The sequence below is a fragment of the Rhodobium gokarnense genome (assembly GCF_025961475.1).
Classification (GTDB): domain Bacteria; phylum Pseudomonadota; class Alphaproteobacteria; order Rhizobiales; family Rhodobiaceae; genus Rhodobium; species Rhodobium gokarnense.
Genome location: NZ_JAOQNS010000013.1, coordinates 56,927 through 82,473, shown reverse-complemented (window position 1 = coordinate 82,473; position 25,547 = coordinate 56,927). Strand labels below are relative to the sequence as shown.

The window sequence follows — 25,547 nt, the reverse complement described above, 5'->3', positions numbered from 1 at the left end:
ACAACATGGGGACCGGGCCGGGTCGCGGCTTGGCAAATGAGTTCCGTCCATGGACGTTTTCCTTCAGGGCGCGCGTGACGCCCTTACCTTCTCGGCCATTCTCTCCGTCATCGGCGGCATCCTGCTCGGCTACATGGTCGGCGTGCTGCCGGGGCTCAGCCGGCCGGCGGCGCTCTCCGTCGCCGTGCCGCTCACCTATGCCATGTCGCCGATCGGGGCGATCGCGTTCCTTGTCGGCGTGACAAAGGCGAGCGCGGCCGGCGGTGCAACGGGCGCGATCCTCCTCAACACGCCCGGCGAGCCGAGTTCGGCGGCGACCACCTTCGACGGCTATCCGCTGGCCAAGAAGGGCGAGGCGACGCGGGCCCTCAAGGTCGCGCTCTACGCTTCGGTGTTCGGCGACCTGGTGGCGACGATGATCCTGATCCTGCTCGCCGCATCGCTCGCGCAATTCGCGCTGAAGATGGGCCCGGTCGAAATGACGGCCGTGATGATCTTCGCCCTCAGCTTCATCGCCGCCCTGTCGGGCACCTCGCTGACGCGCGGCATCATTGCCGGCGTCCTCGGCCTGTTGCTCGCCACCATCGGGCTCGACCCGGAAAGCGCGACGCCCCGCATGACCTTCGGCTTCATCGAGCTGTTCGACGGCATTCCGCTGATCGCCGCCACCGTCGGCATGCTCGCCTTCACCGAGATGCTGCTCCAGGTCCAGGCGCTGTTCGCCAATCGGGGCGATGCCTCCGAGGCCGCCGGCTTTGAACGCGAGACGGACAAGTCCCTCCACGCTGCCGATGTGAAGCGGGTGTTTCCGGTGACGCTCCGGGCGACCGGCATCGGCATCGCCGCCGGCATCATCCCCGGCCTCGGGCCGACCATCGGCGCCTTTCTCTCCTATGCGATCAACAAGCGGCTTGCCCGACCCGGTGACCAATATGGCGAGGGCGACCTGAAGGGCGTCGCCGCGACCGAGGCGGCCGACAACGCCGTGCTGCCGGCGAGCCTCATCCCGCTCTTTGCCATCGGCCTGCCGGGCAGCGTCTCGGCCGCGATCCTCGTTTCCGCCTTCATGCTGCACGGCGTCCAGCCCGGCCCGCTGGTCTTCGAGCAGCACCCGCGGCTGATCTACGGCATCTATGTCTCGATGATCATCGCCAGCCTGGTCATGCTGGTGGTCGGCCGGCTCGGCCTCACGCTCTTTGCCCGCGTCACCATGGTGCCGGCGCGGTTCATCATCCCGTTCGTGGTGCTCTTTTGCGTCGTCGGCACCTATCTGGAGCGCGACACGGTGTTCTCCGTCTTCGCCATGCTGGCGCTCGGGCTCCTCGGCTTCATCATGCAGCGCTTCGGCTATTCGGTCGTCACCTTCCTGATCGGCTTCGTCATCGGGCCGCTGTTCGAACTCTCCCTGCGCCAGGCCCTCATCGTCACCAACCACTCGCCCCTTGCCGTGATCGACCACCCGATCGCGCTGGCGTTCCTGGTCGCGGCGGTCGGCTCACTTTTCCTGTTTCTCCGCACCAACCGTTAGCCCCCGTTCGCGGGCGACGTCGACGAGCGCCTCGAAGAAGCGCTGGACATAGGCCGGTCGGTAGCGCCGCGGGTTCCAGAGCGCGGAGACCTCCGCCGAGGTCTGGCAGATGCCGGAGCTGAGCTGCACGGCATTGGCGATGTCGGTGATGTTCTGCGCCGAGGAGGAGACGATCGCCACCCCGTGGCCGTCATGGGCGAGGGCCGCAAGGGTCTGCGTGCTGTCGCTTTCCAGGACGATCCGCGGCCGCACGCCGTGGGCGGCCGCCGTCTGCTCGAACAGGTGGCGGGTCAGGAACCCCCGCCGCATCACCATCATCGGCTCGGTCGCGATGTCGTCGATGGTGATGGAGGTCATGGTGGCGCAGCGATGGGCCGGCGGCAGGACGGCGAAGAGCTGGGCGGTGAACAGCGGCTGGCCGACGAGGATGTTGCTGATGCCGAGATTGGCCACCACCATGTGCACAGCACCGTGCTCGACCATTTCCACCAGTTCGTCGTTATTGCCCTCGTTGACCATCAGGTCGACCTTGGGGTGGATTTTTCGGAACCGGGCCATCGCCGGCGACAGCAGCCAGGCCGTCGTCTGCGGCGAGGCGCCGATCCTGAGGGCGCCGCTCTGCTCCGGCTCGCTCTGGCGGGCCCGGTGCATGAGATCCTGGGCGCGCTCCAGGAGTTCCGACGCCTGGGCCGCGAAGTCCGCGCCCTCCGCCGTCAGCACCAGCCGCTTGCCGACCCGCTCGAACAGCGCGACGCCGAGCTTCTTCTCCAGCGCCTGGATCTGCCGCGACAGCGCCGGCTGGCTGAGATTCACCGCATTGGCGGCGCTCGTGATGTTCAGGCACTCCGCGACGGCGACGAAATTCCTCAGTTCCCGTAGTTCGAGCACAGGGCGCTCCGCCTATGTTTCAGATGCATAAGGAAATCTTCCATAAATGCATTGGACACACAAGGGAGCCCTTTGCAGGATTGCCCGATAACGGCATGTGTGTGCATGAAAATCTCTTTGAACGCAGATATGGGCGAGAGCTTCGGGCCCTACCGGATGGGCGACGACCGGGCGCTCATGCCCTATGTCTCCTCGGCGAATATTGCCTGCGGAATGCATGCCGGCGATCCGAACGTGATGGCGGCGACGATCGACCTTGCGCGCGAGCACGGCGTCACGATCGGCGCCCATCCCGGCTTCGGCGATCTGAACGGCTTCGGCCGCCGCCGCATCCCGATGACCTCCCCAGAGATCGAGCATCTGGTGACCTACCAGATCGGCGCATTGCAGGCGCTCGCCGCCGGGCGCGGCGTTCGGGTGGAGTTCGTCAAGCCGCACGGCGCCCTCAACAACATGGCCCATGAGGAAAGCGACGTCGCCGATGCGGTCGCCCGCGGCATCCGCGCTGCAAGCCGCGATCTGTTGTTCGTCGCCAACTGCCTGTCGGAAATGACCCGGGCCGCGGAGAGGGCCGGCCTTGAGGTCGTGCACGAGGCCTATGCCGACCGGCGCTACGCGCCCGATGGTCGGCTGCTGCCGCGCAGCGCGCCGGAGGCGGTCATCCATGATCCGGCCGACGCTGCCCGCCAGGTCCTTGCCATGCTCGATGCCGGGTGTCTGATCGCCGCCGACGGAACGCGGCTTTCGACCCCAATCGATACCTTCTGCCTGCACGCGGACGAGGCGTCGGCGCTTGAGGTGGCCAAAGGCGTGCGCGGCGCACTCGACGGCGCCGGCATCGCCGTCGTCGCCATCGCTGGCACCCCCGCCGGGCTTACCTGAGGCCCGCCACCTTCGCTTCCAACTGGCCGGGCTTGATCTCGCCGACGATCCGCTCGCGGACGATGCCGTTGCGATCGATGAGAAAGGTCGTCGGGAAGAAATTGATCTTGTAGCGGGTCGAGGCGACGAACACCTCGTCGAAGGCGACATCGAAGGTCACACCAGTCTCGGCGACGGTATCGCGGATGATCGCCGGCCCGCCGCCGATATTGACCGACAGCACATGCACCCCGTCGCCGCGGTGCTTTTCATGGAAGGCCTGGATCTTCGGCATTTCGGTGAGGCACGGCGCGCAACCGCCCTGCCAGAAATTGAGCACGGTGACGTCGCCGCGGAAATCGGCGAGCCGGACGGTGTTGCCGTCAAGGTCGATGACGCCGAGCTCCGGTGCCGCCTCGCCGACCTTTGCCGTTTTCTCGCCGTCGCAGGCGGTAAGTATCAGGCCGAGACATAACACCGCTGCGGCCGCGGCCATGTTGCGGATGCCAATCAATCTCGGCATTGTGCGGCCTTTCCGGTTGCCGTAAGTCCCGTTGAACGAGTTTTGACCATGCCCCGCCCCCTTGCCGTCGCCCTCGCATTTCTGGTGCTTCTGCCGGGCATCGCCGCCGCCCCTGCAGCCGCAAATGCCGCCGACGACGCGGCGCTCATCGAGCACGGCAAGTCCCTTTATGCGGAGCGCTGCAAGGCCTGCCATGGCGGCGACGGCCGCATGAAGGCGCTCGGCCGCTCCAAGCGCCTTGCCGAGGTGCCGATGGACGAGGTCGTCGCCAAGCTGCGCGACTATCAGGCGCCGGGCGAGCACAAGGCCATGCAGGACAAGATGAAGAGCGGGCTCAGCGACGAGGACATCGCCGCGCTCGCCGCCTATGTCGAGACCTTCCCGAAGCCCTGAGGTCTTTTCGCGGCTAGCCATCTGTCCGCCCGTCCATCCCAGCCGTCTTTCAAAGAATGCCGGCAACCTTTTGCGTCAGCGTCTCCTGCGTAACCGGTCCGTTGATCCGCTCGCGCACGACGCCCTTTCGGTCGATCAGGAACGAGGTCGGGGCGAAGGCCACGCCATAGTGCTTGGTGGAGATCTTCAGCTCGTCCGAGACCAGCGGATAGGCAACGCCGAGCCGGCGGTTGGTGTTGCGGATGGTCTCGGCGTCCTGGCCGATATTGACGGCAAGCACTTCCAGGCCCTCGTCTCGGTAACGCCGGTAGACCCGGTCGATCTCGGGCATCTCGGCAAGGCACGGGCCGCAGCCCGACCACCAGAAATTCACGAAGACGACCTTGCCGCGCATCTCAGACAGCTTCACCGGCTGGCCGTCGAGGTCCATCACCGTGAGGTCCGGCGCCGCCTTGCCGACCTCGACCGTCGCCTCCGGCTCGCAGGCGATGAGGAATGCGGACGCAAGGATGACCGCACAAAACCGCAAGAGTGTCATAGCGTTGCCCTCATCCGTCCAACTTGCCGTGGCGGAGGCGAATGGTGCGGTCGGCAAGCGCGCCCATCTCCGGATTGTGGGTGACGAGGGCGATCGTGCGCCCGTCCCCGTGCAGCCGCTGCAACAGCTCGATGATCAGCTTTTCGTTCTCCTCGTCGAGATTGCCGGTGGGCTCGTCGGCAAGGATGATCGCCGGCTCGTTGACGAGGGCCCGGGCGATGCAGACCCGCTGCTGCTCGCCGCCGGAAAGCTGCGAGGGCAGGTGGCTGGCGCGGGCGCCAAGGCCGACGCTCTGGAGGATCTCCATCGCCTCGTCGGCGTCGGCGACGCTGTGGTAGTGCTGGGCCAGCATGACGTTTTCCAGCGCCGTGAGGTAGGGGATGAGGTGGAACTGCTGGAATACGAGGCCGATCTTTTCGCGCCGGATCACCGCCCGCTCCGGCTCCGTCAGCGTCGAGACGTCCAGCCCGTCGAGCCGGTAGGCACCGGCGCTCGGCGTGTCGAGGCAGGACAGGATGTTTAGGAGCGTCGTCTTGCCCGAGCCGGACGGGCCCATGATGGCGACGAACTCGCCCTCGCGGATGCAGATGTCGACGTCGTCGAGCGCGGCGACGTCGCCGAACCGCTTGGTCAGGCCGTCCGTCTCGATGACGGGCTTTGCGTCCCTCGAATAATCGGTCGCGAACATCGCGTCGGTTTCGAAATCGATCCTTTTATCCATGAAATTACTCTCCTTTCAGAACGCGGGCGGGAACGACGCCGATCGCGCTCCGGATCGGGATGACGGCGGCGGCAATGGCCGCAACGAGCGAGATGCCGACGGTCAGCGGCACGACGAGCGGGCGCAGGGACACCCAGGCGCTGAACACCGTCTGGCCGAGGACCTGGGCCAGCGCAAAGCCGACGAGAAGGCCGAGGCCGACGCCGACGAGGCAGATCAGCACGGTTTCGGCGAGGAACTGGAAGACGATCGCCCGATCGTCGGCGCCGAGCGCCTTCATCAGGCCGATCTCGGGCGTGCGCTCCACCACCATCGCCGACAGGATGGCGTTCACGCAGAGCGTGGTGATGACGAGGATGATCGCCGCGACGAGCGCCATGAAACCCTCGATCTTGTCGAGGATGCGCCCGTCGGACTGGGAGATCTTGCGGATCGGCTTGGCCTCGACCCCGGGGAACTGGCCGTTGATGCGCGCGGCGAGGGCATCGGCCTCGGTCCCTTCGGCGACGACGCTCAGCATGGCGAGGTCGATGCGCTCGCCGGTGCCGAAGATCTTCTTGGCCAGGGACATGTTGACGAACATCTGCTCGTCGGCGGCCTCGCCGGTCTCCACGATGCCCTTGACCCTGAGCTCGGTCCGAAACGTCTTGTCGCGGTTGAAGACGGTGACGGTCTTGCCGACGGTCAGCTCCATCTTGTCAGCGAGCCCGCGCCCGACAATGCAGTTGCGCTCGTCGAAATCGACGGTGATCCAGCCGCCCTCCGGCTGCCAGTAGGGCGAGATCGCCTTCAGGCCGGAAAAGTCGACGCCGGCAAGCACCGCGTTGCCGAGGTCGAGGCGCACGACGCCGTAGAGGAAGGGGCTGGCGCCGGCGAGCTTTTCCTCCGGGATCGAGGCGACGATCTTGCGATAGGCGGCCAGGTCGAAGCGCCGGTCGGGGCTGGAGGCGGCGGGGCCGACGAAGAAGTTCGCCCCGTAGGCGCGCAGCTCCTCGCTCATCTTGCGCGAGATGTCGAGATAGAGGCTGGTGAGCGCAAAGACCACCGCCGCGCCGACCATGATCGAGGCGACTGCGATGGCGGCACGGCCTTTCCGGACGGTCAGCGCCTTGACGAGCATCCGCCACAGGAAGGCGGAGCGAAGCTTGGAATTAACGGCCATAGAGCACCTCGACCGGCATCAGCCGGGTGATGGAACGCGCCGGCAGGATCGAGCCGGCAAGGGCGGTGGCGACGGAGACGGCGATGACGACGGGAACGGCGATCCAGTGGAAGGCGAGCGTCGAGCCGAACACCGCCCAGCCGACGGCCTGGGAAAGGCCCGAGCCGGCGATGAAGCCGAGCACGCCGCCGACGACGCCGATGATGACGGCCTCGGTCAGGAACAGGAGGTGGATCTGCCACTCCGCGGCGCCGAGCGCCTTCATCAGGCCGATCTCTTTCGCGCGCTCCATCACGGCCGTGTTCATCAGCGAGGAAACGCCCATCGCCGCCGAGGCGAAGGCGGCGAGCGTCACCACCAGCATCAAGACCTGCAGCTTGCCGATGACGACGCCCTCGCCGGCCGCGACCTGCCAGACCGGCCGCGCCGAGGCGTTGATCACCGCCTCCTCGATCTGGTGGGCGATGGAGCTGACGAAGGCACTGCAGTACCAGACGTCATATTCGGAGGTGCTGAGGGAGTCCTGATCGCGGATCGCCTTCCGCGACAGCTCGTTTTCCGGAATGGTCAGCGCGCTGACGCTGACCGACTGCACCTTGCCGGCAAGGCCTGCAAGCCCCTGCACGGCCCCGAGCGGGGCGACGATCGCGTTGTCCTCGGCCTCGCCGGTGGCAAGGATGCCCGTGATCCGGTAGCTTGCCTGACCCGATCCCCCCGTCCCATCCGTCGGCCGGGTGACGTGGATCGTCTCGCCGGCCGCAACGCCGAGGCGCTGCGCCAGCGACCGGCCGACCAGGACCTCGGAGGCCGATTCGTCGTCCGGCCAGGCCCCGGTCACCTGCCAGTAGGGATGGGTGATGCGCACCCCGGTGCGGTAGTCCTCGTCGCTCGGCAGCGGCATCGATTTCCTGAAATAGGTGCCGATCAGGGAGACGCGGCCCGCGTCCTTGCCGGCGATTTCCACGGGCACGTCCAGGAAAGGCGCCATGCCGACGATGTTGTTGCTCCAGAAGATGTCCTTGATCTTCGTGAGCTCGGTTTCGTCGAGATAGTCGCGGCCCTTCAGCGGATTGAAGTCGACGCCGCCGATCTTCAGCGGAATGTTCTCGCTCTTCGGCACCACGCGGATGTTGGAGCCATAGGCCTTCATCTCCCGGGCCATCTTGTCGCCGACGTCGACGGAGAGGTTGAGGAGCGTCGTGATCAGGGCGGCGGCGAGCGCCACGGTGATCGCCGCCAGCGCCTTTCGCTTGCGCCCCTCGAAGAACGACTGCCGGATCATGCGCAGATACATCGCCTATCCTTTCGTCTGGTGGCCCTGGACCCGATAGAGGCGGCCCTCGACCTCGCCGGCATATTTTTCCGGCTCGGCCTTGAACGCGTCGTAGGAGTCCTGGGATTCGAAAAAGAAGGTGTTGCCCTTGAAGTCGTAGCGATAGGGCGCGTCGAGGTTGATCAGCTCCTTGCCGGTCACCGGGTCGGTGACGGTGATCGCGACCACCTCGGAGAAGTATTTCGCGCCGCGCTCCAGCTCGCGCGCGGCAATGACGATGTCGCCGCCGTCCTCGGAGTGCTCCAGCGGAATCGGATTGCAGCCGCCGGCCTTGCCGATGGAGGGCACGAAGACCCGCACATTGCAGGCGATGCAGATGACGTCGTTGCCGTCCTGGATGTAGCCGTCGTCGCCGCAGATCATGCAGGCGTCATAGACGACGCCGATCTTCACGTGGTCCTCGTCGTAGCGGTTGATCAGGAAGAAGCGGACCCGGTGGCCGTCGGAGGCGATATAGGCGAAGCGGTAGAGCTTGCCGTCTTTGACGCTGTCGATGGGGACGCGCACGACGCCGTCGTCATTGGGCACTGCGGCCTCGGCCTTGGAGAGGGTCGGCGGCAGCGAGGCATAGAGGTCATAATAGAGCAGGGTGGCGGTGAGGAAGGTGCCGACCGCGAGCGTCGCCCGCAGCCAGCGCGCCTCTCCGAGGGCGAAGGCGCGGCGCTTGCGCCGCTCGGCGCGCCCGTCGTTCGCCGCATTTATGCCGTCGTCGCCGGACGGGCGGGCGAGGAAGAAGGCGGCGGCGAGGAGCGCCAGAAGGATCAGCGCGCCGTAGCCCGTCGCGCCGCCATACTGGGTCGCCTTGGCAACGAAGCTGACGCGGCCCGACGTCACCTCAAGGAGGCCCATCTGCAGGGCGCCGAGCATGACCTCCGCACCCCAGGTCGCGGCGAGGCCGAGGACGGCGACGACGAGAATCCCGGCCGCCGTGCGGATGACCCGGCGGCCCATATGGGCGACGAACACCGTCAGCGCGGCGATCAGCACGGCGCCGAGGGCGACGGCCGCCGAATTGGCGATGAGCTCGGTGTTGAGGACGGCGGTGGCGGTAAAGCTGCGGTCGGCGGTGCCGGCAAGGACGTCGAACATTCCCTGGAACGCCAGAACGGCGGCAACGCCCGCCACCGCGGCGACGAACCAGGCGCGGCGCCGGCCGGTCAGGCGGAAGCTGAGGGCCGCCAGAAGGAGCGCGAGGACCAGCGCCGCGATGGCGACGATCCGGATGACGGTCTTCGCCCGGACCTCGACGCCGTTTGACGCGGCAAGGCTGTAGGCCAGCCAGCCGGCGGCGAGCGCCGCGGCGACCGTCCAGGCTGCGACGACGACGTCGCGCCGCTTCGTCTCTCCCGGCGCCAGCGCGACGAGGATGCCGGTGAGAAGGGCCGCCGGCAGGAACGCCCCGGCGATGTTGGTGAGATAGACAATCATGAAAGGCCGCTCCGCCGCCTCCGGTCCTTGTGGTGTGGCCGGGATTCCGTCCCGGTCCTCAAGACGCCTTGGGGGACCCGCTCCGGGCGGGCCCGGAACGAATCCCCGCGAAAGGTTTTTTGTCCGGCGGCGCAGGCCAAGATGGCCCGCCGCCGTCGTGCGCGCCGACTATTCGATCGGCACGTATTTGAACGCGTAGTCCGCATCGAAGGCCTGGAACCACTTGCCAACGCCGCTCGCCTCGTCGGTGTGGCGGCCGAAGCCCTGGCGCGACGGCGGATCGACGTGGAAGGTGAGCTTGTAGTTGCCGGCGCCCGGCATCTTGATGTTGGAGCCGTAGTGCGGGCCGTCGACGGCGACCATCGGCATCAGGTTGCCGGCGATGACCTTGCCGGTGTCCTCGTTCTCCAGCCGGTAGGAAACGGTGAGGTAGGGCACCCATTCGCCGGCGCCGAAGCCGTTGGCGTTGCCCTTCATGGCGTGGATGTCGGCTTCCAGGTGGATGTCGGCCTGGGAGGCCGGCAGGTCGATGCCGCGCGGTTCCATGTCGATCGGCTTCAGATAGACGGCGGCGACCTCAAGCGTGTTCAGCTCCAGCGCCTCGCCGATTGGGAATTCCTTGAACTCCTCGGCGTTCGCGGCGAGCGGCAGCGACAGGCCGATGGCCGTCGCCATTGCGAAAAGACAATGCTTTTTCATGATGTTCTGTCCCAAATGGTGTTGCCTGTTGATGCGATGCGTGTGCGCGCATCGTGACGTGACATCGTTGCGGTCGATTCTCTCCTTTCCGGTCCGCGTGACGTTTGGAGGTGGGAATCGACGCTTCGCAATTGCTCATGAAAATCATTTGCAATTTTCTGACGGGAAGCGCCGGCGATCTTTTTCGGGCCCTTCCTGTCAGGAGGCTTTGAGTTCGGAGGCTTCTGTAGCGGGCTCCTTCTCGGGCGGTTTGCGGCGGCCGAGGGCGACGAGCGCGATCAGCGCGGCGGCGATGAGAACAGCCTGGGGCGCCAGGGTTTCCAGATAGGGATAGAGGCCGATGAACGGGACTTCCGGCATTCCGGGCACCAGCGTCGGCTCGATGATCTTGCCCTCCACGAGTTCCATCACGCCCTTGCCGGCGAAAACGAAGGCCATGTAGTAGAGGAGCGCGCTGGTCACCATGAAGAACGGCCTGATCGGCAGCCGCGCCGCGCCGAAGCGGAACGCGACATAGATGACGGCAAGGCCGACGCAGCCGACGCCAAAGCCGCCGACGATCGCCCAGATGCCGGCGGACGTCTCGGCATTGGCGGTCAGCGCCTCATAGAAGAGAACCGTTTCCGCGCCCTCGCGATAGACGGCGAGGAAGCCGACGAACCACAGCGCCTTCAGCGAGCCGGACGACAGCGAGCGGGCCATGGTGTCCTTGATATAGGCCATCCACTTCTCGGCTTCCGCCTTGGAGATCAGCCAGTAGCTCATGGAGAAGAGGACGACGGTGGCGAGCAGCATGGTGGCGCCTTCCAGCACCTCCTGGCTCGCCGCGGAGACCTGGAACACCCATTTCACCAGCACCGCCGTGGCGACGCTGAGGGCGAGCGCGACGACGACGCTGTTGACGACGACGCCGAGCTTGTCGCGGTTGCCGGTCTTGACGAGATAGGTGATGACGGCCGTGACGATCAGCATCGCCTCGAAGCCTTCGCGCAGGATGATCATCAGCGAATAGACGAACAGCGCCCACGGCGTGTCGGAGCCGCTGCCGAGCAGCGAGACGCCCTCGTCGAGATCGGCCGACATCGTTGCCAGCGCGGCATCCAGATCGCCGGCAGACGCACCGCTCTTCATCAGGCCCATGAGCTTGCTGAAATGGGCCTCGATCCGGCTCATCAGTCCCGCGTCGCGGGCGCCCAGCGTGCTCTCCATGCCGGAGCCCTCGAAGATGTCGAAATAGGCGTCCTGGACGGCGCCGACGGCCTTGCCTGTGTCGCCGGCCTCATGCAGGGCGATGGCCGACCGCATCTCGTCCTTGACGCGGGTCGCCACGGTGCGCCAGTTCTGGTCGGGGCTCTCCTCGACGGCGTCTTCCACGACCGTGGTGCCCTCGATCAGCGGCAGGCCGGGCAGGACGCTCTGCATGTCGTTGACCAGCACCTGGCCCGAGGCGCGCACCATGCGCGCCGGCTTGCCGTCGTCGACGAGCCCGGAGATGCGCCGGAATTCGGCGTTATAGGCAACGTCCTGGGCCTGGCTGACATAGCGCCGGACGACGGTCTCCAGCAGGGAGTTCTTGTAGCCGTCGAACTGTGCCTCGGTGATGAGGTCTCGGGCCTTGTCCGGATCGCCGGCCTCATAGGCATCGGCCGCGCTGTTGATGAGCGCGCCGATCCGTTCGGTGACGCTGACCCAGTGCGGCTCGACCGGCTGCGGCTCCGCGGGGGCGGCCGCGCGCTCGCTCGCCGGGCCGGCGGCGGGCTCGGCTTCCAGCACATGGCCGCCTTCCAGTTCCGGCAGCACGGCCCAGATCGCAGCGATATGGTCGGTGATTCGGGCCTCGACGGTCTCGACCGGGGCGCCGTCGATGATCAGCTTGCGGATATCGCCGAACTCGCCCTCAAGCACGATGTTCTTTTTTGCCGAGACGTTTACGCGGATCGGCCCTTCCAGGTTCTCGAAGATCTCGAAATAGGAGCGTTGCACCTTGTCCTTGGCGCTGTCGGCATCGCCGGCCCGGTAGTCCGCCGCCGCTTCGGTCAGGAGCGCCTCGATGCGCTCCATCATGCCTCGGTAGTCGGGCTCCGCCACGCTGCGTCCCGGCACGGCGGCAACGCAGATCAACAGGGCAAGGGCAATTACTCGAAAGAACACGTCTCGTCGCTCCACAGTCTCACGCATTGGTTCGGCCGCCAGGGACCTCGGCCCGACCCGCAGGGTTCCCGCGGCATGGCGTTTTGCAGAAGGCACTCCCGGGGGACGGCGCCTGCAAACGGCAATGCGTATCAGTCGCAACACACTAGACCCGGCCGATCGCCGCGGGCCTTGATCGCGATCAAATCGTCGGCAGGCATGTCAGGCCCCGGCGATCCGGCCGCGCCATCTGTATAAAGCGTATTTGCAATTCGTTCGCAATTGCATCCGGTAAATTGACTAGGGAACGGACCGTTTTTTTTCGGGGGAGGGACACGCCCGTCGCGCTCGCTCCCCAGCGGCCCGGCGGGGAAAACCGCCGTCGCCGGGCGCCCCCGAGGCGCTGAAATTTGCCGATCAGGGACATTCCCACCGCCGATCCGGGCGAGGCTGCGCGATCGCGCCCGGGGTGCGGCACCCCGCAGACACGGGGGAAAATCACCGGGCACTGTGACTTTTTCGCACGGGCCGCCATCGCAAACGGCGACGCGGGCCTCCATAATGCGCCATGGACGCCTGCGCATTTCAAACCAACGGCGTGCGTTAGCGCGCTCCGCACCACCACCGGATGGCCCTGCCAGATGTTTTCCGTTCTTGCCAATCCGATTTTCCGCCACCTGTTCCTGGCCCAGATCGTTGCGCTTCTCGGGACCGGCCTTGCCACGGTGGCGCTGGCGCTGCTGGCCTATGACCTTGCCGGCGACAGGGCGGGCACGGTGCTCGGCACGGCGCTCGCCATCCGGATGCTCGCCAATGTGGGCATCGCCCCGGTCGCCGCGGCCGTGGCCGGTCTCCTGCCGCGCCGGGGGCTGCTCGTCGGGCTCGATCTTGTGCGGGCGGCGATCGCCGCCTTCCTGCCCTTCGTCACCGAGGTCTGGCAGGTCTATCTCCTGATCTTTGCCCTGCAGTCGGCCTCGGCTTCGTTCACCCCGGCCTTCCAGGCAACGATTCCCGACATCGTCGACGACGAGGCGAGCTACACCAACGCCCTGTCGCTGTCGCGCCTCGCCTACGATCTGGAAAACCTCATCAGCCCGGTGCTCGCAGCGGCCCTGTTGACGGTGATGGGCTTCCACTTCCTGTTCGTCGGCACTGCGATCGGCTTCCTCACCTCGGCCGCGCTCGTCGTCTCCGTGGTCCTGCCCGCGGCAACGGCGCCCGCGACGCGGAGCTTCTACGACCGGACGCTTCGTGGCCTGCGCATCTATCTGGCGACGCCGCGCCTGCGCGGTCTCCTGGCCATCAACCTGGCGACCGCGGCCGCGGGCGCGATCGTCATCGTCAACACTGTCGTCTATGTGCAGGGCGCCTTCGGGCTCGGCGACCGGGAAACGGCGCTCGCCCTGGCGAGCTTCGGGACGGGGTCGATGCTGGTCGCGGTCCTGTTGCCGCGCCTGCTCGCCCGCCTGTCCGACCGCAGCGTCATGCTGGCGGGCGCGCTGCTGCTGTTCCTATCCGCGACCCTTGCCGTCTTCCTTACCGGCTACGCGATGCTGCTGGTGCTGTGGTTCGCCTTCGGCGCCGGCTTTTCCCTCGCCCAGGTGCCGTCCGGGCGGCTGCTGCGCCGCTCCGCGCACCAGGCCGACCGTCCGGCGGTCTTTGCCGCCCAGTTCGCGCTCTCCCACGCCTGTTGGTTGCTGACCTATCCGCTGGCCGGCTGGCTGGGGGCGGGGGCCGGCCTCAGCGTCGCGGCCGGGGCCCTTGCCGCCGTCGCCGCCATCGGCGGGCTCCTTGCCATCCGGGTCTGGCCGGGCCCGGACGAAGACGCCCCGGAGCACGGCCATTCCGACCTTGCGCCCGACCACCCCCACCTCCTGGAAGGCGACCCCGCCGCCCCCGGCCGCCACCGCCACCCCGTCGTGATCGACGATCTGCACGCCGAATGGCCAACGGGCCGTTAGGCCGCTTCAGGCCCTGAAGCCAATGCCGAAATGGTTCTGCACGCGGCACCCGAAAAACCCACCCGACGGTAAGATAGTCGCGGCGCTGGGCCCAATCCGAACCCACCGGGTTCGCAAGCCCGACCGGGCGCCGGCCGGTCAGGCCGCCCCCGCGGAGACGTCGAGCGCAGTGAGACCGTCGTGAGCGAGAAAGATGGCGGGGAAACGGAGAGAGCGTTCGAACCCAAGGGGTTCGCAAGGCGAACAGCCGCCCGAGCCTTTGCGAGGCCCCGACTGGAGCGAAGCCCGAAGGGCGGCAGCGCGAAGTCAGAAAATGGCGGAGGGAGTGGGATTCGAACCCACGATACGGTTACCCGTATACACGCGTTCCAGGCGTGCGCCTTCGACCACTCGGCCACCCCTCCGCGCGGCGCCGCTGGGGGCGCCGGAACAGGGCGGGACTATAGCGATGATGGCCGCGCTTTCAAGCGCTTCCGACAGCCAATGTAACGATCCGATGAAAATGAGTTGATGCGTCGCAAATCGCTTTCCTGCGGCAGGCCCATTGAGGCCGTCGGATGTCTGGACTAAATCAAAAGACACCATTCTGCGGCGCGGTACCGATGGCGCTGCGAAAATCATGTCGGCGCGATGCGCCGGGAGGGGACAAGCCCGTGTTCATGTTTCTGGCAAGGGTGCTCGGCTACTGGATGATCGCGGCCGCGATCGTCGGCATCGTCATCGACGGCACCAAGTCGATCGCCGCCAACGCGCTGGTCATCACGCCGCTCGGCGAGACCTGGTTCACGCTGAGCCCGGGCAGCCTCAACGCCCTGCAGGCCGGCATCCAGCGCCATATCAGCCCCTATCTCTGGGACCCGGTGCTGCAATGGGTCCTGATGCTGCCCAACTGGGCGGTGATCGGCGGCCTCGGCTTCCTCATCGTCTGGCTGACGACGGCAAAGACCCGCACCGCCGACAAGCTGCCGGCCTGACCCGGCAGCTCTTTGGCCGCTCCGGCCGGAAAGGAAAAGCCATGTTCCTGTTCGACGTCCTGAAGCACAAGATGCGCGTGCCGCCCGAGAGCGAGGCGCTGCGCGGCCGCGACCAGCCGATCGCGACGCCCGGCCCGCATGCGGTCAACAGCGTGCCGGTCGATGCGCCGGTGCCGGAGGACTTTGCCGAGATCGTCGTCGGCATGGGCTGCTTCTGGGGCGCGGAACGGCTGTTCTGGCAGATGGACGGGGTCTATGTGACGGCAGTCGGCTATGCCGGCGGCTACACGCCGAACCCGACCTACCAGGAGGTCTGCTCCGGCATGACCGGCCATGCCGAGGTCGTGCGCGTCGTCTTCGATCCGAAGGGGATCTCGCTCGACCAGGTGCTGAAGGCCTTCTGGGAGGGGCACGACCCGACCCAGGGCATGCGCCAGGGCAACGACACCGGCACCCAGTACCGCTCGGCGATCTATGCCAGCGACGACGCCCAGAAGGCCGCGGCCGAGGCCTCGCGCGATGCCTATAACGAAGCCTTGAAGTCCGTGGGCAAGGGCGAGATCACGACGGAAATCCGAGGGCCCCAGCCCTTCTTTTTCGCCGAGGACTACCACCAGCAATACCTCGCCAAGAACCCGAGCGGCTATTGCGGCCTCGGCGGCACGGGCGTTTCCTGCCCGGTCGGCGCTGGCGTTCCGGCGGAATAGGCTCGATAGGCCTCAGCGCGCAACGAGCACCTGGGAACAGGCGGCCGGAAGCTGGTTGACGGACATCGGCTTCCAGGTCTTGGCGCCCTTCTTGGCCGCCGCGATCCGCGCCCGCCGCTTGGCGTAGGGCGCATCCGACAGCCACCAGTTCAAGGGCTGGCCGCAGCCGTCGCCGGCCGGCGGTGCGCTCTGGTCCTTGCAGCCGGAGCTGCCGCGCGGGCAGGAAAGCCGGACGTGGAAATGGTAATGGTGGCCGTACCAGGGGCGCACCTTGCGCAGCCAGGAACGGTTTCCCGTCGCCCAGTCGCAGAGCTTCTTCTTGATCCCCGGATGGACGAAGATGCGCGCCACGCGCCGGTCGCTGGCCGCGCGCTTGATGAGCCGCGCATGGGCGTCCGTCCAGATCGAGCGGTCGACCCGGCCGCCTTCCGGGATCTCGATGCGCGCCATCCTCGGGCCGAGCATGGAGGTCGCCGCCATCTTCTCGCGCTCCTGGCGCGACAGGGTACGGCCCGGCATCGGCGTCAGCCAGATGTCGGCGTCGAGCCCGATCTGGTGGCTGGCATGGCCGGTCAGCATCGGCCCGCCGCGCGGCTGGGCGAGGTCGCCGACGAGGAGCCCGTTCCAGCCGAGCTTCGGCGCATCGCCGGCCAGGTCCTCCAGATAGTCGATGAGTTCCGGGTGGCCCCAATTGCGGTTGCGCGACAGGCGCATGACCTGCCAGGTCCGGCCGGTGACGGGAAGCGGCTGGGCGCCGGCAAGGCAGCCCTTGGAATAAAAGCCGATGGCCCGCGCCTTCAGCGGCGCCGGCGTCTGCTGGCGGCCGAATACCTGCTTTGCCGGTGCGTTCGGATCGACGGCCTGCGGCACCAGCGAGGCCGTGCGCTGCGGCCGGTTGGCGGGCGCAGGGCGGGGTACGGGCGCATCGTCATCGGCGATGGTCGCGCTCAAGGCCTCGCGGTCGAGCGCCGGCTTCGGCTGCGGCAGGGTCCGGTCGGGGCCGGCGGCAAGCGCGGCAGTGCCCAGCCCGACAAATGCCAATAGGGCCGGCAAGGCTCGGCAATAGGACAGGACGGTCCGGCTGGTCATCTCGGCTCCTCGGTCGGCTCCTCGGAAAAACGTCATCCGCCCATCCTCTTCGGTTCCGGTTTACCGGTCGTTAACCCTGCCGGCAGCCTCGGTCGGCTCGGCTGGCAGGGGGCGCAAGGCCGACTCAACGCTAGTCATCCCGCGTGGCGAGGAGAAGGCACAACCGCATCACGGCCGGGGAATGCACCGCAAAAGGCCCGCCGAACGCTTGCAGGGACTGCGAAATGTCAACCGGAAGTACCGTTTAGCGCGATGGCGGGACAGGGCGATTCGGAAAGGTTGCATTATATTATAAAATGCTTATATACATGTGCGTTGTCAAAAACCCGCATGCGCCCTAACTTTTGCCCTGCGACAACTTGTCAAACCGCAGCGAACCGGACCCGACCCGATGGATCAGATAACCCCCAGAGCCCTGTCCTCCACCGCCGGCGAACTCGGCGAGAACGGTATCGTCGACGCCCCGACCGCGCGCGAAGAAGCGCTCGCCGGACGGCTCCTCCTCGTCGACATCCGCACGCCCATGGAATGGCAGCGCACCGGCGTCGGCGACGCCGCCGAAGCGATTTCGCTCCAGGACCCGTCCTTCCTGCAGAAGGTCCTAGACCTCATCGGCGAGGACAAGTCGAAGGCGGTTGCCGTCCTTTGCGCCACCGGCAACCGTTCGTCCTGGCTTGCCGGCGAGATGCGCCGCCTCGGTTTCACCAATGTCTACGACGTCAACGAGGGCATGATGGGCTCGTTCTCCGGCCCCGGCTGGCTCGGCCGCGGCCTGCCCACCGAGCGCCCGGCGTAACGGGCTTCTCGAGCATTCACCAAAAAGCGGATGGCGCCTCGGTGACGACGGCGCCAAAGCCGCTCGTCGCCGCATCCATGAGCGGCGACGAAAGTCGGCGATCCCGCCTCAATCGTCCATCTTCAGCGCGGCAATGAAGGCTTCCTGCGGGATCTCCACCTTGCCGAACTGGCGCATCCGCTTCTTGCCTTCCTTCTGCTTTTCCAGAAGCTTGCGCTTGCGGGTGGCGTCGCCCCCGTAGCACTTGGCGGTGACGTCCTTGCGCATGGCGGAAATCGTCTCGCGGGCGATCACCTTGGCGCCGATGGCGGCCTGGATCGGGATCTTGAAGAGGTGCCGCGGGATCAGCTCTTTCAGCTTCTCGCACAACGCCCGGCCGCGCCGGTCGGCCTGGCTGCGATGCACCAGCATGGAGAGCGCGTCGACCGGTTCGCCATTGACGAGGATCGACATCTTGACGAGGTCGCCGACCTGGTAGTCGGTCAGGTGATAGTCGAAGGAGGCGTAGCCCTTCGAGATGGACTTCAGCCGGTCGTAGAAGTCGAACACCACCTCGTTGAGCGGCAGGTCGTAGGTCGCCATCGCCCGCGAGCCCACATAGGAAAGTTCCACCTGGATGCCGCGCCGCTCCTGGCAGAGCTGCAGGATCGGACCGAGATAGTCGTCCGGCGTCAGGATGGTCGCCCTCAGCCACGGCTCGGCGATCTCGTCGACCTTGACCGTGTCCGGCATGTCGGCCGGGTTGTGCAGTTCGATTTCGCTGCCGTCGGTGAGCTTGATCTTGTAGACGACCGAGGGAGCGGTGGCGATGAGGTCGAGGTCGAACTCCCGCGACAGCCGCTCCTGGATGATCTCAAGGTGCAGGAGGCCGAGGAAGCCGCAGCGGAACCCGAAGCCCAGAGCCGCCGAGGTCTCCATCTCATAAGAAAAACTGGCATCGTTGAGCCGCAGCCGGCCGAGGGCGTCGCGCAAATCCTCGAAATCGGCCGCATCGACCGGAAACAGGCCGCAGAACACCACCGGCTGGGCGGGCTTGAAGCCCTCCAGCGGCTCGGCGCATTGGCGCTTGTCCTCGGTGATGGTGTCGCCGACGCGGGTGTCGGCCACCTCCTTGATCGAGGCGATGAGAAAGCCGATCTCGCCGGGCCCGAGGCTGTCGACGGCCACCATCTTCGGCGAGAAGATGCCGACCTTGTCGATGTCGTAGACGGCGCCGGTGCCGAGCATCTTGATGCGCTGGTCCTTCTTCATCGTGCCGTCGATGATCCTGACCAGCACGACGACGCCGAGATAGGAATCGTACCAGGAATCGACCAGCAGCGCCTTCAGCGGGGCGACAAGGTCGCCCTTCGGCGCCGGCAGCCGCTCCACGATCGCCTTCAGGACGGCGTCGATGCCGAGCCCGGTCTTGGCCGAAATCTCGATGGCGTCCGAGGCGTCGAGCCCGATCACGTCCTCGATCTGCTCGCGGACCCGGGCGGGCTCGGCCGCCGGCAGGTCGATCTTGTTGAGGACGGGCACGATCTCGTGGTCGTTGTCGATCGCCTGGTAGACGTTGGCGAGCGTCTGCGCCTCCACGCCCTGGCTGGCATCGACGACGAGCAGCGAGCCCTCGCAGGCCGCCAGCGACCGGTTCACCTCATAGGCGAAGTCCACATGGCCGGGCGTGTCGATCAGGTTCAGCGTATAGGTCTTGCCGTCGCTGTGGTCGTAGCGCAGCCGCACCGTCTGCGCCTTGATGGTGATGCCGCGCTCGCGCTCGATGTCCATGGAATCGAGCACCTGCGCCTTCATCTCGCGCTCGGTGAGCCCGCCGGTGACCTGGATCAGCCGGTCGGCAAGGGTCGATTTTCCGTGGTCGATATGGGCAACGATCGAGAAATTGCGGATCGTATCGAATGTCTGTTCGCTCATGGCGCCGAAATAGCACCGCTTTCGGGCATCGCCAAGCGGATAAAAGCCTGTCGTGCCCCATGTTTCGGCGCGCAGGTCCGGGGGCAGGGGCGGGAAAAGCCATACGCCAAAGGTTGTAGTTCGGGGCCGTGCATACCCGTTGTCCGGATGCTGAATCCATGATATGCATTAGTCATGCAAAATGATGCGCTTGCGAACCGGCTGTCCGCCCTCGCCACCGCGATCGGCGACGCCACATTGGCCGAAACCGGCGATCTGTCGGAGAGCGCGATCGCGGCGATGATCGCGATCCGCGCCCGCGAACCGATTTCCATCCAGCACATCGCCGCCGTGGTCGGCCTGACCCATTCGGCAACGGTGCGCCTTGTCGACCGGCTGGAGAAGGACTGGCTGGTCCGGCGCCTGCGCCGCAAGGGCCGCGAGGTGATGGTTGAGACCACCGCCCGCGGCAAGCGCCGGGTCCGCGACCTGCAGGTCCGTCGCGGCGAAATCATCGCCGGCCTTGCCGCCGACCTTTCGCCCGACGAGGCGAAGACGCTTGCCGCCCTCATCGACCGCCTGCTCGCTGCCGCCGTCGACGCCGGCGCCAACCCGCACCGCCTCTGCCGCTTCTGCGAAACGGAGGAGGGCGCGACGATCGTCGCCGCCCTTGCGCCGGAGGAGGCGGATGAGGGCTAGCGGAACGCCCCGACCCGCTTGATCCGGAAGAGCGGCTTGCCGAGCACCAGTTCCGCCGCCCGCCCGACGATCCGCGTCGCCTGCGGATGCTGCGCCAGCGCCGCCTCGTCGACCTTTTCGATGACGAACCGATCCGCCTTGAACGTCTCCGGCTGCGCCGTCTCCGCCAGGTGCTGGAGAAAATCCTCCCGCGTCACCAGCGCGCCGTCGAGCTCGATCGCCTTCAGGCTGGCGCCGGAAAAATCGGTCTCCGCGATGATGGCGTTGCGGAACGAGGTGCCGGAAATGGACGCGTTCCGGAACGTCCCGCCGGCGACGACGGCGCCCTCGAACATCATGGCCAGACCCTCGACATTGTCGAATGTGCTGTCGATGACGAGGCTGTCGGAAAAGTCGGTGCCGGTGAGACTCGTCGGCATGATCTCCATCGACGGATCGCCCTCATAGGGCGCCGGCAGCGCGTCGTATCTGAGGCCGGAAAAGTCGCAGCGCATCAGCACCGAATTGGTGAAGCGGGCATGCTCCAACTCCGCGGCGCCGAACTTGGCCTCGTTGAGGGCGAGGAAGCGGAAGCTCGCATAGCGCAGCCGCGCGAAGGAGAACGACATCAGATTGAGCACCGGCAGCCGCACCTCGGCGTAGGAAAAGTCGGCGCCGACATAGCTCAGCCGCTCCGTGTCGTAGATGCCGGAATTGAACAGCATGGAGATCAGCATGCCGCGCTCCGGGCTGACTTCCCGGTCGATCAGGATGCTTTCCGCATTGTCCGGCCCGTCGAGGGCGAGGACGGAGGGGTCGCCGAGGATCTCCGGCCGGCGGGCGAGCGCCAGCTTGTTGAGGGCCTCCGAATCCCGCACGTCGAACCGGCTGCCCTGCAAATAACGATAGGGCCGCACCGCGAGAGAAGCCGCAACCATCCGGCCGCGCAGGCCGACGGAGATCTCGTCGAGGGTGAACGCGCGGACTTCCCGCCCGTTCGCCGCCAGCGTCTCCGTTTCCTCCGCCAGCGCGACGCCGATTTCGACAAGGCTCGGCAGGATCTCTGCGCTGCGCTGCGCCTCGCTGAGGCCGATCTGGGTGGTCAAAAGGTCGTTCTGCTGTTCCAGCCGGGTCGTCTGGATGGCGAGGAGTTCGTTCTGCTGGAAGAGGAGGGCCGTGCCGGCAAGCGCCGCCATGGCAGCAAGCAGCCCGGTCAGCGAGGCGATCAGCCAGCGACGGGTGGAGACCCAGGCCCAGCGGGCAAAGGCGAGCCGGGTCAGTTCCTCCGCCGAGGAAATGGCGTCGTCGGCCCGCCGTGCGGCGATGTGCTTGGCGGCGGCACCGAGCGGTTCGGCGAACTGCTCCAGCGTCGACGATGTGATGCGGAAGACCGCGCCGAGGATCGACCGGCGGAACAGCAGCAACAGCACACCAATAAGGCAGACCGCAAAGAGCAGCGCCAGAAGGACGGCGACGATGACGCCCACATGCTGGGTCAGAAAGACGTTGCCGATGATGGTGAGCGGAAAGCCGACGCCGATGCCGAGGGCAAAGAGGAAGAGGCCGAGGCCGATCGGGCCGAGCCCCTCCAGCATGGTGCGCGTGCGCGCCGCCCCCGGCGTCTCGCCGGGGATCTCGGTTTCCGGATCGCTCATCGCAATGCCCTCCCGTCCCGCAATACTGCCAATGATAACCATATGCAGGGCGAAGGCGGAAGCGCGCCGGCTGGCGGAAACGAAAGCCCGCGGGTGACGCCTTGCCGCCGGGCGCAATTTCCGGCGTTATAGGGATAAGCAAGAACGAGGGAGGAGCCGATGACCGAGGAAACCGCGCCGGAAACCGCAACCGAAGCGGCAAGCCGCGACGTGCTGGCGATCGCCGAGAGCTGGCGCGCGGAGGGACGGGAGATGGCGCTCGCCACCGTCGTCCAGACCTGGGGCTCGGCGCCGCGCCCGGTCGGCAGCCATCTCGTCATCGATGCCGACGGCAATTTCGAGGGCTCCGTTTCCGGCGGCTGCGTCGAAGGCGCCGTCGTTGCCGAGGCCGTCGACGTCATCGCGGAAGGAAAGCCGCGCATGCTGGACTTCGGCGTTGCCGACGAGACCGCCTGGCGCGTGGGGCTGTCCTGCGGCGGACGCATCTCCGTCTATGTGGAGCGCATCGATACGGGCGCCGGTGACGGGGCGCCCTCCTGATGGCCGGCCTGGAAACCCTTGCCGCCTTCGCCTTGGCAACGCTTCTGTTCGCCTATATGCCGGGCCCGGCGCTGCTCTATACGACGGCCCGGACCCTCGCCCATGGCCGCCGCGCGGGCCTTGCCGCCGCCTTCGGCATTCATATCGGCTGCTATGTCCATGTCCTTGCCGCGACCTTCGGGCTCTCCGCCGTCTTCCTCGTCGTACCGACGCTCTATCTGGTGCTGAAGCTTGCCGGCGCCGCCTATCTCGTCTGGCTCGGGGTGAGGCTCATCCGCGAGCGCGCGCCCGATGCGGCCATGAGTGACCTGCCGATGCCGCCGCCGCGCCATGGCCGCCGGGCCTTTGTCGACAGCGTCCTGGTCGAGATCCTGAACCCCAAGGTGGCGATCTTCTTCATCGCCTTCCTGCCGCAATTCGTCGATCCGGCCGCAAGCCTGCCCGTCTGGTCCCAGTTTCTCATCCTCGGCATGCTCGTGAACCTGACCTTCAGCTCCGCCGACCTCGTCGCCGTGGTCTTTGCCTCCAGCCTGAAGGCGCGGCTGCAGCGCTCGCCGCGCTGGACCGGCCTGATGAAGAAATTCGGCGGCGCCGTCCTCGTCGGCCTCGGCTTCCGCCTCGCCCTGGAAAGGAACTGAGATGCAGGCCGATCTCCTTGCCGCCCTCAACGAGGAACGCCGCGCCCGCCGCGCCGTCATCCGCATCGTCGATCTCGACACCGGCGCCGATCGCCTGGTACGCGAGGCCGACGACCTCGGCCACGATCCGCTGGAAGTCGATCTCGCCGCCCGCTTCCGGTCGGGAAAATCCGGCACGGTGGAGACGGAGGACGGGCAGCGCCTCTTCCTCAACGTCCATCTCCCGCCGCCGCGCATCGTCTGCATCGGCGCCGTCCACATCACCCAGGCGCTCGCGCCGATGGCCGCCATCGCCGGCTTCGACCTCATCGTCGTCGACCCGCGCACGGCCTTCGCGACCCCAGAGCGCTTCCCCGACGCGCGGCTCCTCGCCGAATGGCCGGACACGGTCATGGAGGAGCTTGCCTTCGACGCCTACACCGCGCTCGTCGCCGTCACCCACGACCCGAAGATCGACGACACCCCGCTGATCGCAGCGCTGAGGACCGGCTGCTTCTATGTCGGCGCCCTCGGCAGCCGCAAGACGCATGCGAAACGGGTGGAGCGCCTGACCGAGGCCGGGCTCGACGCGGAGATGATCGCCCGCATCAGGGCCCCGATCGGGCTCGATATCGGCGCGGCGAGCCCGGCGGAGATCGCGGTTTCGATCCTCGCCCAGATCATCGAGTCCTTACGCCGCAAGCCCGAGGCACCGGCGTGAAGTTCGGTCCGGTCCCGCTCGGCGAGGCCGCGGGCGCGATCCTCGCCCACAGCGTGACCCTTGAGGGCGGCAAGATCGCCAAGGGCACGGTCCTCGGTGTGGCCGAAATCGCCCGCCTCGGCGCCGCAGGCCACGACACCGTCATCGTCGCCCGCCTGGAAGACGGCGACATCGGCGAGGACGATGCGGCCGAGGCACTGGGCCGGGCGCTGACGGGCCATGGTGTGACGGCCGAGCCCGCCTTCACCGGCCGCGCCAACCTCTTTGCGGAGGCCGCTGGCGTCTTTGCCGTCGACCGGGCGACGATCGACGACCTCAACCGGCTCGATCCGGGTCTCACCCTTGCGACGCTCGATGCCTTTTCGCCGGTCGAGGCCCGCCGCATGGTCGCGACGGTGAAGATCATTCCTTACGCCGTGCCGAAGGCCGCGCTCGATGCGGCCCTCGCCCTCGTGGCGGCCCGCGGCCCGGTCCTCAGCCTCCATCCCTACCGGGTGAGGAAAGTCGCGGTCGTCTCCACCCTCCTGCCGGGGCTGAAGGAAAAGGTCGTCGACAAGACGCTGCGCGTTTTGACCGACCGGCTGGCGCCCGCCGGCGCGGAGATCGTCGCGGAGGAGAGGGTCGCCCATGACGCGGGTGCCGTCGCTGCTGCCATTGCCCGGTTGGCGCCCGAGGCCGAACTCTTGGTCCTCTTCGGGGCCTCGGCCGTCGCCGACCGGCACGACGTGCTGCCGGCCGCTATCGAGCAGGCGGGAGGCTCCATCGACCATTTCGGCATGCCGGTTGACCCTGGCAATCTGCTCCTCGTCGGCCGCCTCGGCGCCGTGCCCGTCCTCGGCGCCCCCGGCTGCGCCCGCAGCCCGCGGGAAAACGGCTTCGACTGGGTGCTCGCGCGGCTCCTCGCTGGCCTCGAGGTGACGCCCGACGACATCACCGGCATGGGCGTCGGCGGGCTGCTGATGGAGATTGTCTCAAGGCCGCAGCCGCGCGAGGGGCCGATCGCCGGGCCCGGCGACAAGGCGCCGGAAGTCGTCGCCCTCATCCTTGCCGCCGGCCGCGCCTCGCGCATGGGCGGCCCGAACAAGCTGCTCGCCACCGTCGACGGCACGCCGCTCGTCGCCCATGCGGCCAAGGCGGCGAGCGACAGCCGGGCCGCGTCCGTCATCGCCGTCACCGGCCACCGCGCCGACGAGATCGATGCGATCCTCAAAGAGAGCGATATACGAATCATCCACAATCCCGACTATGCGAAAGGCCTGTCATCCTCCCTCGCCGCAGGCATCAAAGCCCTGCCGGAGACGGCCGACGCCGTCCTCGTGCTCCTGGCCGACATGCCGCGCGTGACGGCCGAAACCCTCGACCGGCTGATCGCCGCATTCGACCCGGAGGCGGGCGCCCACATCGTCGTTCCGACCTCCGGCGGCAAGCGCGGCAACCCGGTGCTGTGGTCGCGCCGCTATTTCGAGGCGCTGTCGTCGATCAGCGGCGACGTCGGCGCGCGACATCTCATCGGCGAGAACCCGGACGCGGTCGTCGAAGTGGAGATCGGCGCGGAGGTGGCGCTGGACCTCGACACGCCCGAGGCGCTCGCCGCCATCGGCGGCCGGCTGCCGGAGGAGGACGCACCGGTCAACGACAACGATAAACAGAGAACGGGGAAGGGAGATTGACTGCCCATTGGCTGTAGCGATCATCGCGAGCGCCAGATCTTG

General features: G+C 67.1%; 24 protein-coding genes and 1 tRNA gene. 12 read left to right on the top strand and 13 right to left on the bottom strand.

Annotation, left to right across the window (positions count from 1 at the left end):
• Positions 1–49 precede the first annotated feature (49 nt).
• Positions 50–1,528, top strand: a complete 1,479-nt coding sequence (locus M2319_RS19630) for a tripartite tricarboxylate transporter permease (protein WP_264603162.1) — start codon at positions 50–52, stop codon at positions 1,526–1,528.
• Here M2319_RS19630 and M2319_RS19625 read toward each other — a convergent pair.
• Entirely contained in the window at positions 1,496–2,416 is a 921-nt protein-coding gene (locus M2319_RS19625; protein ID WP_264603161.1) for a LysR family transcriptional regulator, read from the bottom strand. The two genes, M2319_RS19630 and M2319_RS19625, sit on opposite strands and share 33 nt — an antisense overlap.
• Before the next feature lie 105 nt (positions 2,417–2,521).
• On the opposite strand from M2319_RS19625, the gene M2319_RS19620 reads away from it, so the two are divergent.
• Positions 2,522–3,298: a LamB/YcsF family protein gene (locus tag M2319_RS19620; RefSeq protein WP_264603160.1), complete on the top strand. Its 777-nt coding sequence runs from the start codon at positions 2,522–2,524 to the stop codon at positions 3,296–3,298.
• Here the strand turns inward: M2319_RS19620 and M2319_RS19615 are convergent.
• Complete coding sequence (locus M2319_RS19615; RefSeq protein WP_264603159.1) at positions 3,291–3,800, bottom strand: TlpA family protein disulfide reductase; 510 nt, start codon at positions 3,798–3,800, stop codon at positions 3,291–3,293. The genes M2319_RS19620 and M2319_RS19615 overlap by 8 nt on opposite strands.
• A gap of 48 nt (positions 3,801–3,848) precedes the next feature.
• Between M2319_RS19615 and M2319_RS19610 the strand changes: the two genes are divergently transcribed.
• Positions 3,849–4,193, top strand: coding sequence for a c-type cytochrome (locus M2319_RS19610; protein WP_264603158.1), 345 nt, complete (start codon positions 3,849–3,851; stop codon positions 4,191–4,193).
• A 49-nt stretch (positions 4,194–4,242) separates the two neighbouring features.
• Here M2319_RS19610 and M2319_RS19605 read toward each other — a convergent pair whose 3' ends face one another.
• From M2319_RS19605 to M2319_RS19575, 7 genes are all read right to left on the bottom strand, one after another.
• On the bottom strand, positions 4,243–4,731 hold the full coding sequence (locus tag M2319_RS19605) for a TlpA family protein disulfide reductase (RefSeq protein ID WP_264603157.1): 489 nt from the start codon (positions 4,729–4,731) through the stop codon (positions 4,243–4,245).
• Between the two features lie 10 nt (positions 4,732–4,741).
• Positions 4,742–5,452, bottom strand: coding sequence for an ABC transporter ATP-binding protein (locus tag M2319_RS19600; protein ID WP_264603156.1), 711 nt, complete (start codon positions 5,450–5,452; stop codon positions 4,742–4,744).
• 4 nt (positions 5,453–5,456) lie between these two features.
• Complete coding sequence (locus tag M2319_RS19595) at positions 5,457–6,614, bottom strand: ABC transporter permease (protein WP_264603155.1); 1,158 nt, start codon at positions 6,612–6,614, stop codon at positions 5,457–5,459.
• Positions 6,604–7,908, bottom strand: coding sequence for an ABC transporter permease (locus M2319_RS19590; RefSeq protein ID WP_264603154.1), 1,305 nt, complete (start codon positions 7,906–7,908; stop codon positions 6,604–6,606). The genes M2319_RS19595 and M2319_RS19590 overlap by 11 nt, the downstream gene beginning before the upstream one ends.
• A gap of 3 nt (positions 7,909–7,911) precedes the next feature.
• Positions 7,912–9,375: a Fe-S-containing protein gene (locus M2319_RS19585; RefSeq protein ID WP_264603153.1), complete on the bottom strand. Its 1,464-nt coding sequence runs from the start codon at positions 9,373–9,375 to the stop codon at positions 7,912–7,914.
• A gap of 168 nt (positions 9,376–9,543) precedes the next feature.
• Positions 9,544–10,074, bottom strand: coding sequence for an iron transporter (locus M2319_RS19580; protein WP_319801803.1), 531 nt, complete (start codon positions 10,072–10,074; stop codon positions 9,544–9,546).
• Between the two features lie 198 nt (positions 10,075–10,272).
• Positions 10,273–12,225 (bottom strand): FTR1 family iron permease, encoded by a 1,953-nt coding sequence (locus tag M2319_RS19575; protein ID WP_264603152.1) that lies wholly within the window; start codon positions 12,223–12,225, stop codon positions 10,273–10,275.
• 620 nt (positions 12,226–12,845) lie between these two features.
• On the opposite strand from M2319_RS19575, the gene M2319_RS19570 reads away from it, so the two are divergent.
• Positions 12,846–14,165, top strand: coding sequence for an MFS transporter (locus M2319_RS19570; protein WP_264603151.1), 1,320 nt, complete (start codon positions 12,846–12,848; stop codon positions 14,163–14,165).
• Between the two features lie 314 nt (positions 14,166–14,479).
• Here M2319_RS19570 and M2319_RS19565 read toward each other — a convergent pair.
• Positions 14,480–14,569, bottom strand: a tRNA-Ser gene (locus M2319_RS19565).
• A gap of 249 nt (positions 14,570–14,818) precedes the next feature.
• Here M2319_RS19565 and M2319_RS19560 point away from each other — a divergent pair.
• Together M2319_RS19560 and msrA are read left to right on the top strand one after the other, a co-directional pair.
• Positions 14,819–15,139: a hypothetical protein gene (locus tag M2319_RS19560; RefSeq protein ID WP_406682226.1), complete on the top strand. Its 321-nt coding sequence runs from the start codon at positions 14,819–14,821 to the stop codon at positions 15,137–15,139.
• Between the two features lie 41 nt (positions 15,140–15,180).
• Positions 15,181–15,846, top strand: a complete 666-nt coding sequence (msrA, locus tag M2319_RS19555; protein ID WP_264603150.1) for a peptide-methionine (S)-S-oxide reductase MsrA — start codon at positions 15,181–15,183, stop codon at positions 15,844–15,846.
• Between the two features lie 12 nt (positions 15,847–15,858).
• Here msrA and mepA read toward each other — a convergent pair whose 3' ends face one another.
• Positions 15,859–16,935, bottom strand: coding sequence for a penicillin-insensitive murein endopeptidase (gene mepA / locus M2319_RS19550; RefSeq protein ID WP_264603149.1), 1,077 nt, complete (start codon positions 16,933–16,935; stop codon positions 15,859–15,861).
• Between the two features lie 391 nt (positions 16,936–17,326).
• On the opposite strand from mepA, the gene M2319_RS19545 reads away from it, so the two are divergent.
• On the top strand, positions 17,327–17,731 hold the full coding sequence (locus tag M2319_RS19545; protein WP_264603148.1) for a rhodanese-like domain-containing protein: 405 nt from the start codon (positions 17,327–17,329) through the stop codon (positions 17,729–17,731).
• A 108-nt stretch (positions 17,732–17,839) separates the two neighbouring features.
• On the opposite strand, the gene lepA is transcribed toward M2319_RS19545, so the two are convergent.
• The gene (gene lepA / locus M2319_RS19540; RefSeq protein WP_264603147.1) at positions 17,840–19,645 is read right to left on the bottom strand and encodes a translation elongation factor 4; all 1,806 of its coding nucleotides are present in this window, start codon (positions 19,643–19,645) and stop codon (positions 17,840–17,842) included.
• 174 nt (positions 19,646–19,819) lie between these two features.
• Between lepA and M2319_RS19535 the strand changes: the two genes are divergently transcribed.
• The gene (locus tag M2319_RS19535) at positions 19,820–20,323 is read left to right on the top strand and encodes a MarR family winged helix-turn-helix transcriptional regulator (RefSeq protein ID WP_264603146.1); all 504 of its coding nucleotides are present in this window, start codon (positions 19,820–19,822) and stop codon (positions 20,321–20,323) included.
• On the opposite strand, the gene M2319_RS19530 is transcribed toward M2319_RS19535, so the two are convergent.
• Positions 20,320–21,957, bottom strand: coding sequence for a pentapeptide repeat-containing protein (locus M2319_RS19530; RefSeq protein WP_264603145.1), 1,638 nt, complete (start codon positions 21,955–21,957; stop codon positions 20,320–20,322). The genes M2319_RS19535 and M2319_RS19530 overlap by 4 nt on opposite strands.
• Before the next feature lie 159 nt (positions 21,958–22,116).
• Here M2319_RS19530 and M2319_RS19525 point away from each other — a divergent pair, with 159 nt between their 5' ends.
• Genes M2319_RS19525 through M2319_RS19510 form a run of 4 tightly spaced genes read left to right on the top strand, consistent with a single transcriptional unit; the run spans position 22,117 to position 25,505 of the window.
• Positions 22,117–22,497 (top strand): XdhC family protein, encoded by a 381-nt coding sequence (locus M2319_RS19525; protein WP_264603144.1) that lies wholly within the window; start codon positions 22,117–22,119, stop codon positions 22,495–22,497.
• Positions 22,497–23,135 carry a LysE family translocator gene (locus M2319_RS19520; protein WP_264603143.1) on the top strand — a complete coding sequence of 213 codons (639 nt, stop codon included), beginning with the start codon at positions 22,497–22,499 and terminating at the stop codon, positions 23,133–23,135. The genes M2319_RS19525 and M2319_RS19520 overlap by 1 nt, the downstream gene beginning before the upstream one ends.
• A gap of 1 nt (position 23,136) precedes the next feature.
• Positions 23,137–23,835, top strand: coding sequence for an XdhC family protein (locus M2319_RS19515; protein WP_264603142.1), 699 nt, complete (start codon positions 23,137–23,139; stop codon positions 23,833–23,835).
• Positions 23,832–25,505 (top strand): molybdopterin-binding/glycosyltransferase family 2 protein, encoded by a 1,674-nt coding sequence (locus tag M2319_RS19510; protein ID WP_264603141.1) that lies wholly within the window; start codon positions 23,832–23,834, stop codon positions 25,503–25,505. Before M2319_RS19515 ends, M2319_RS19510 begins: the two co-directional genes overlap by 4 nt.
• Positions 25,506–25,547 lie beyond the last annotated feature (42 nt).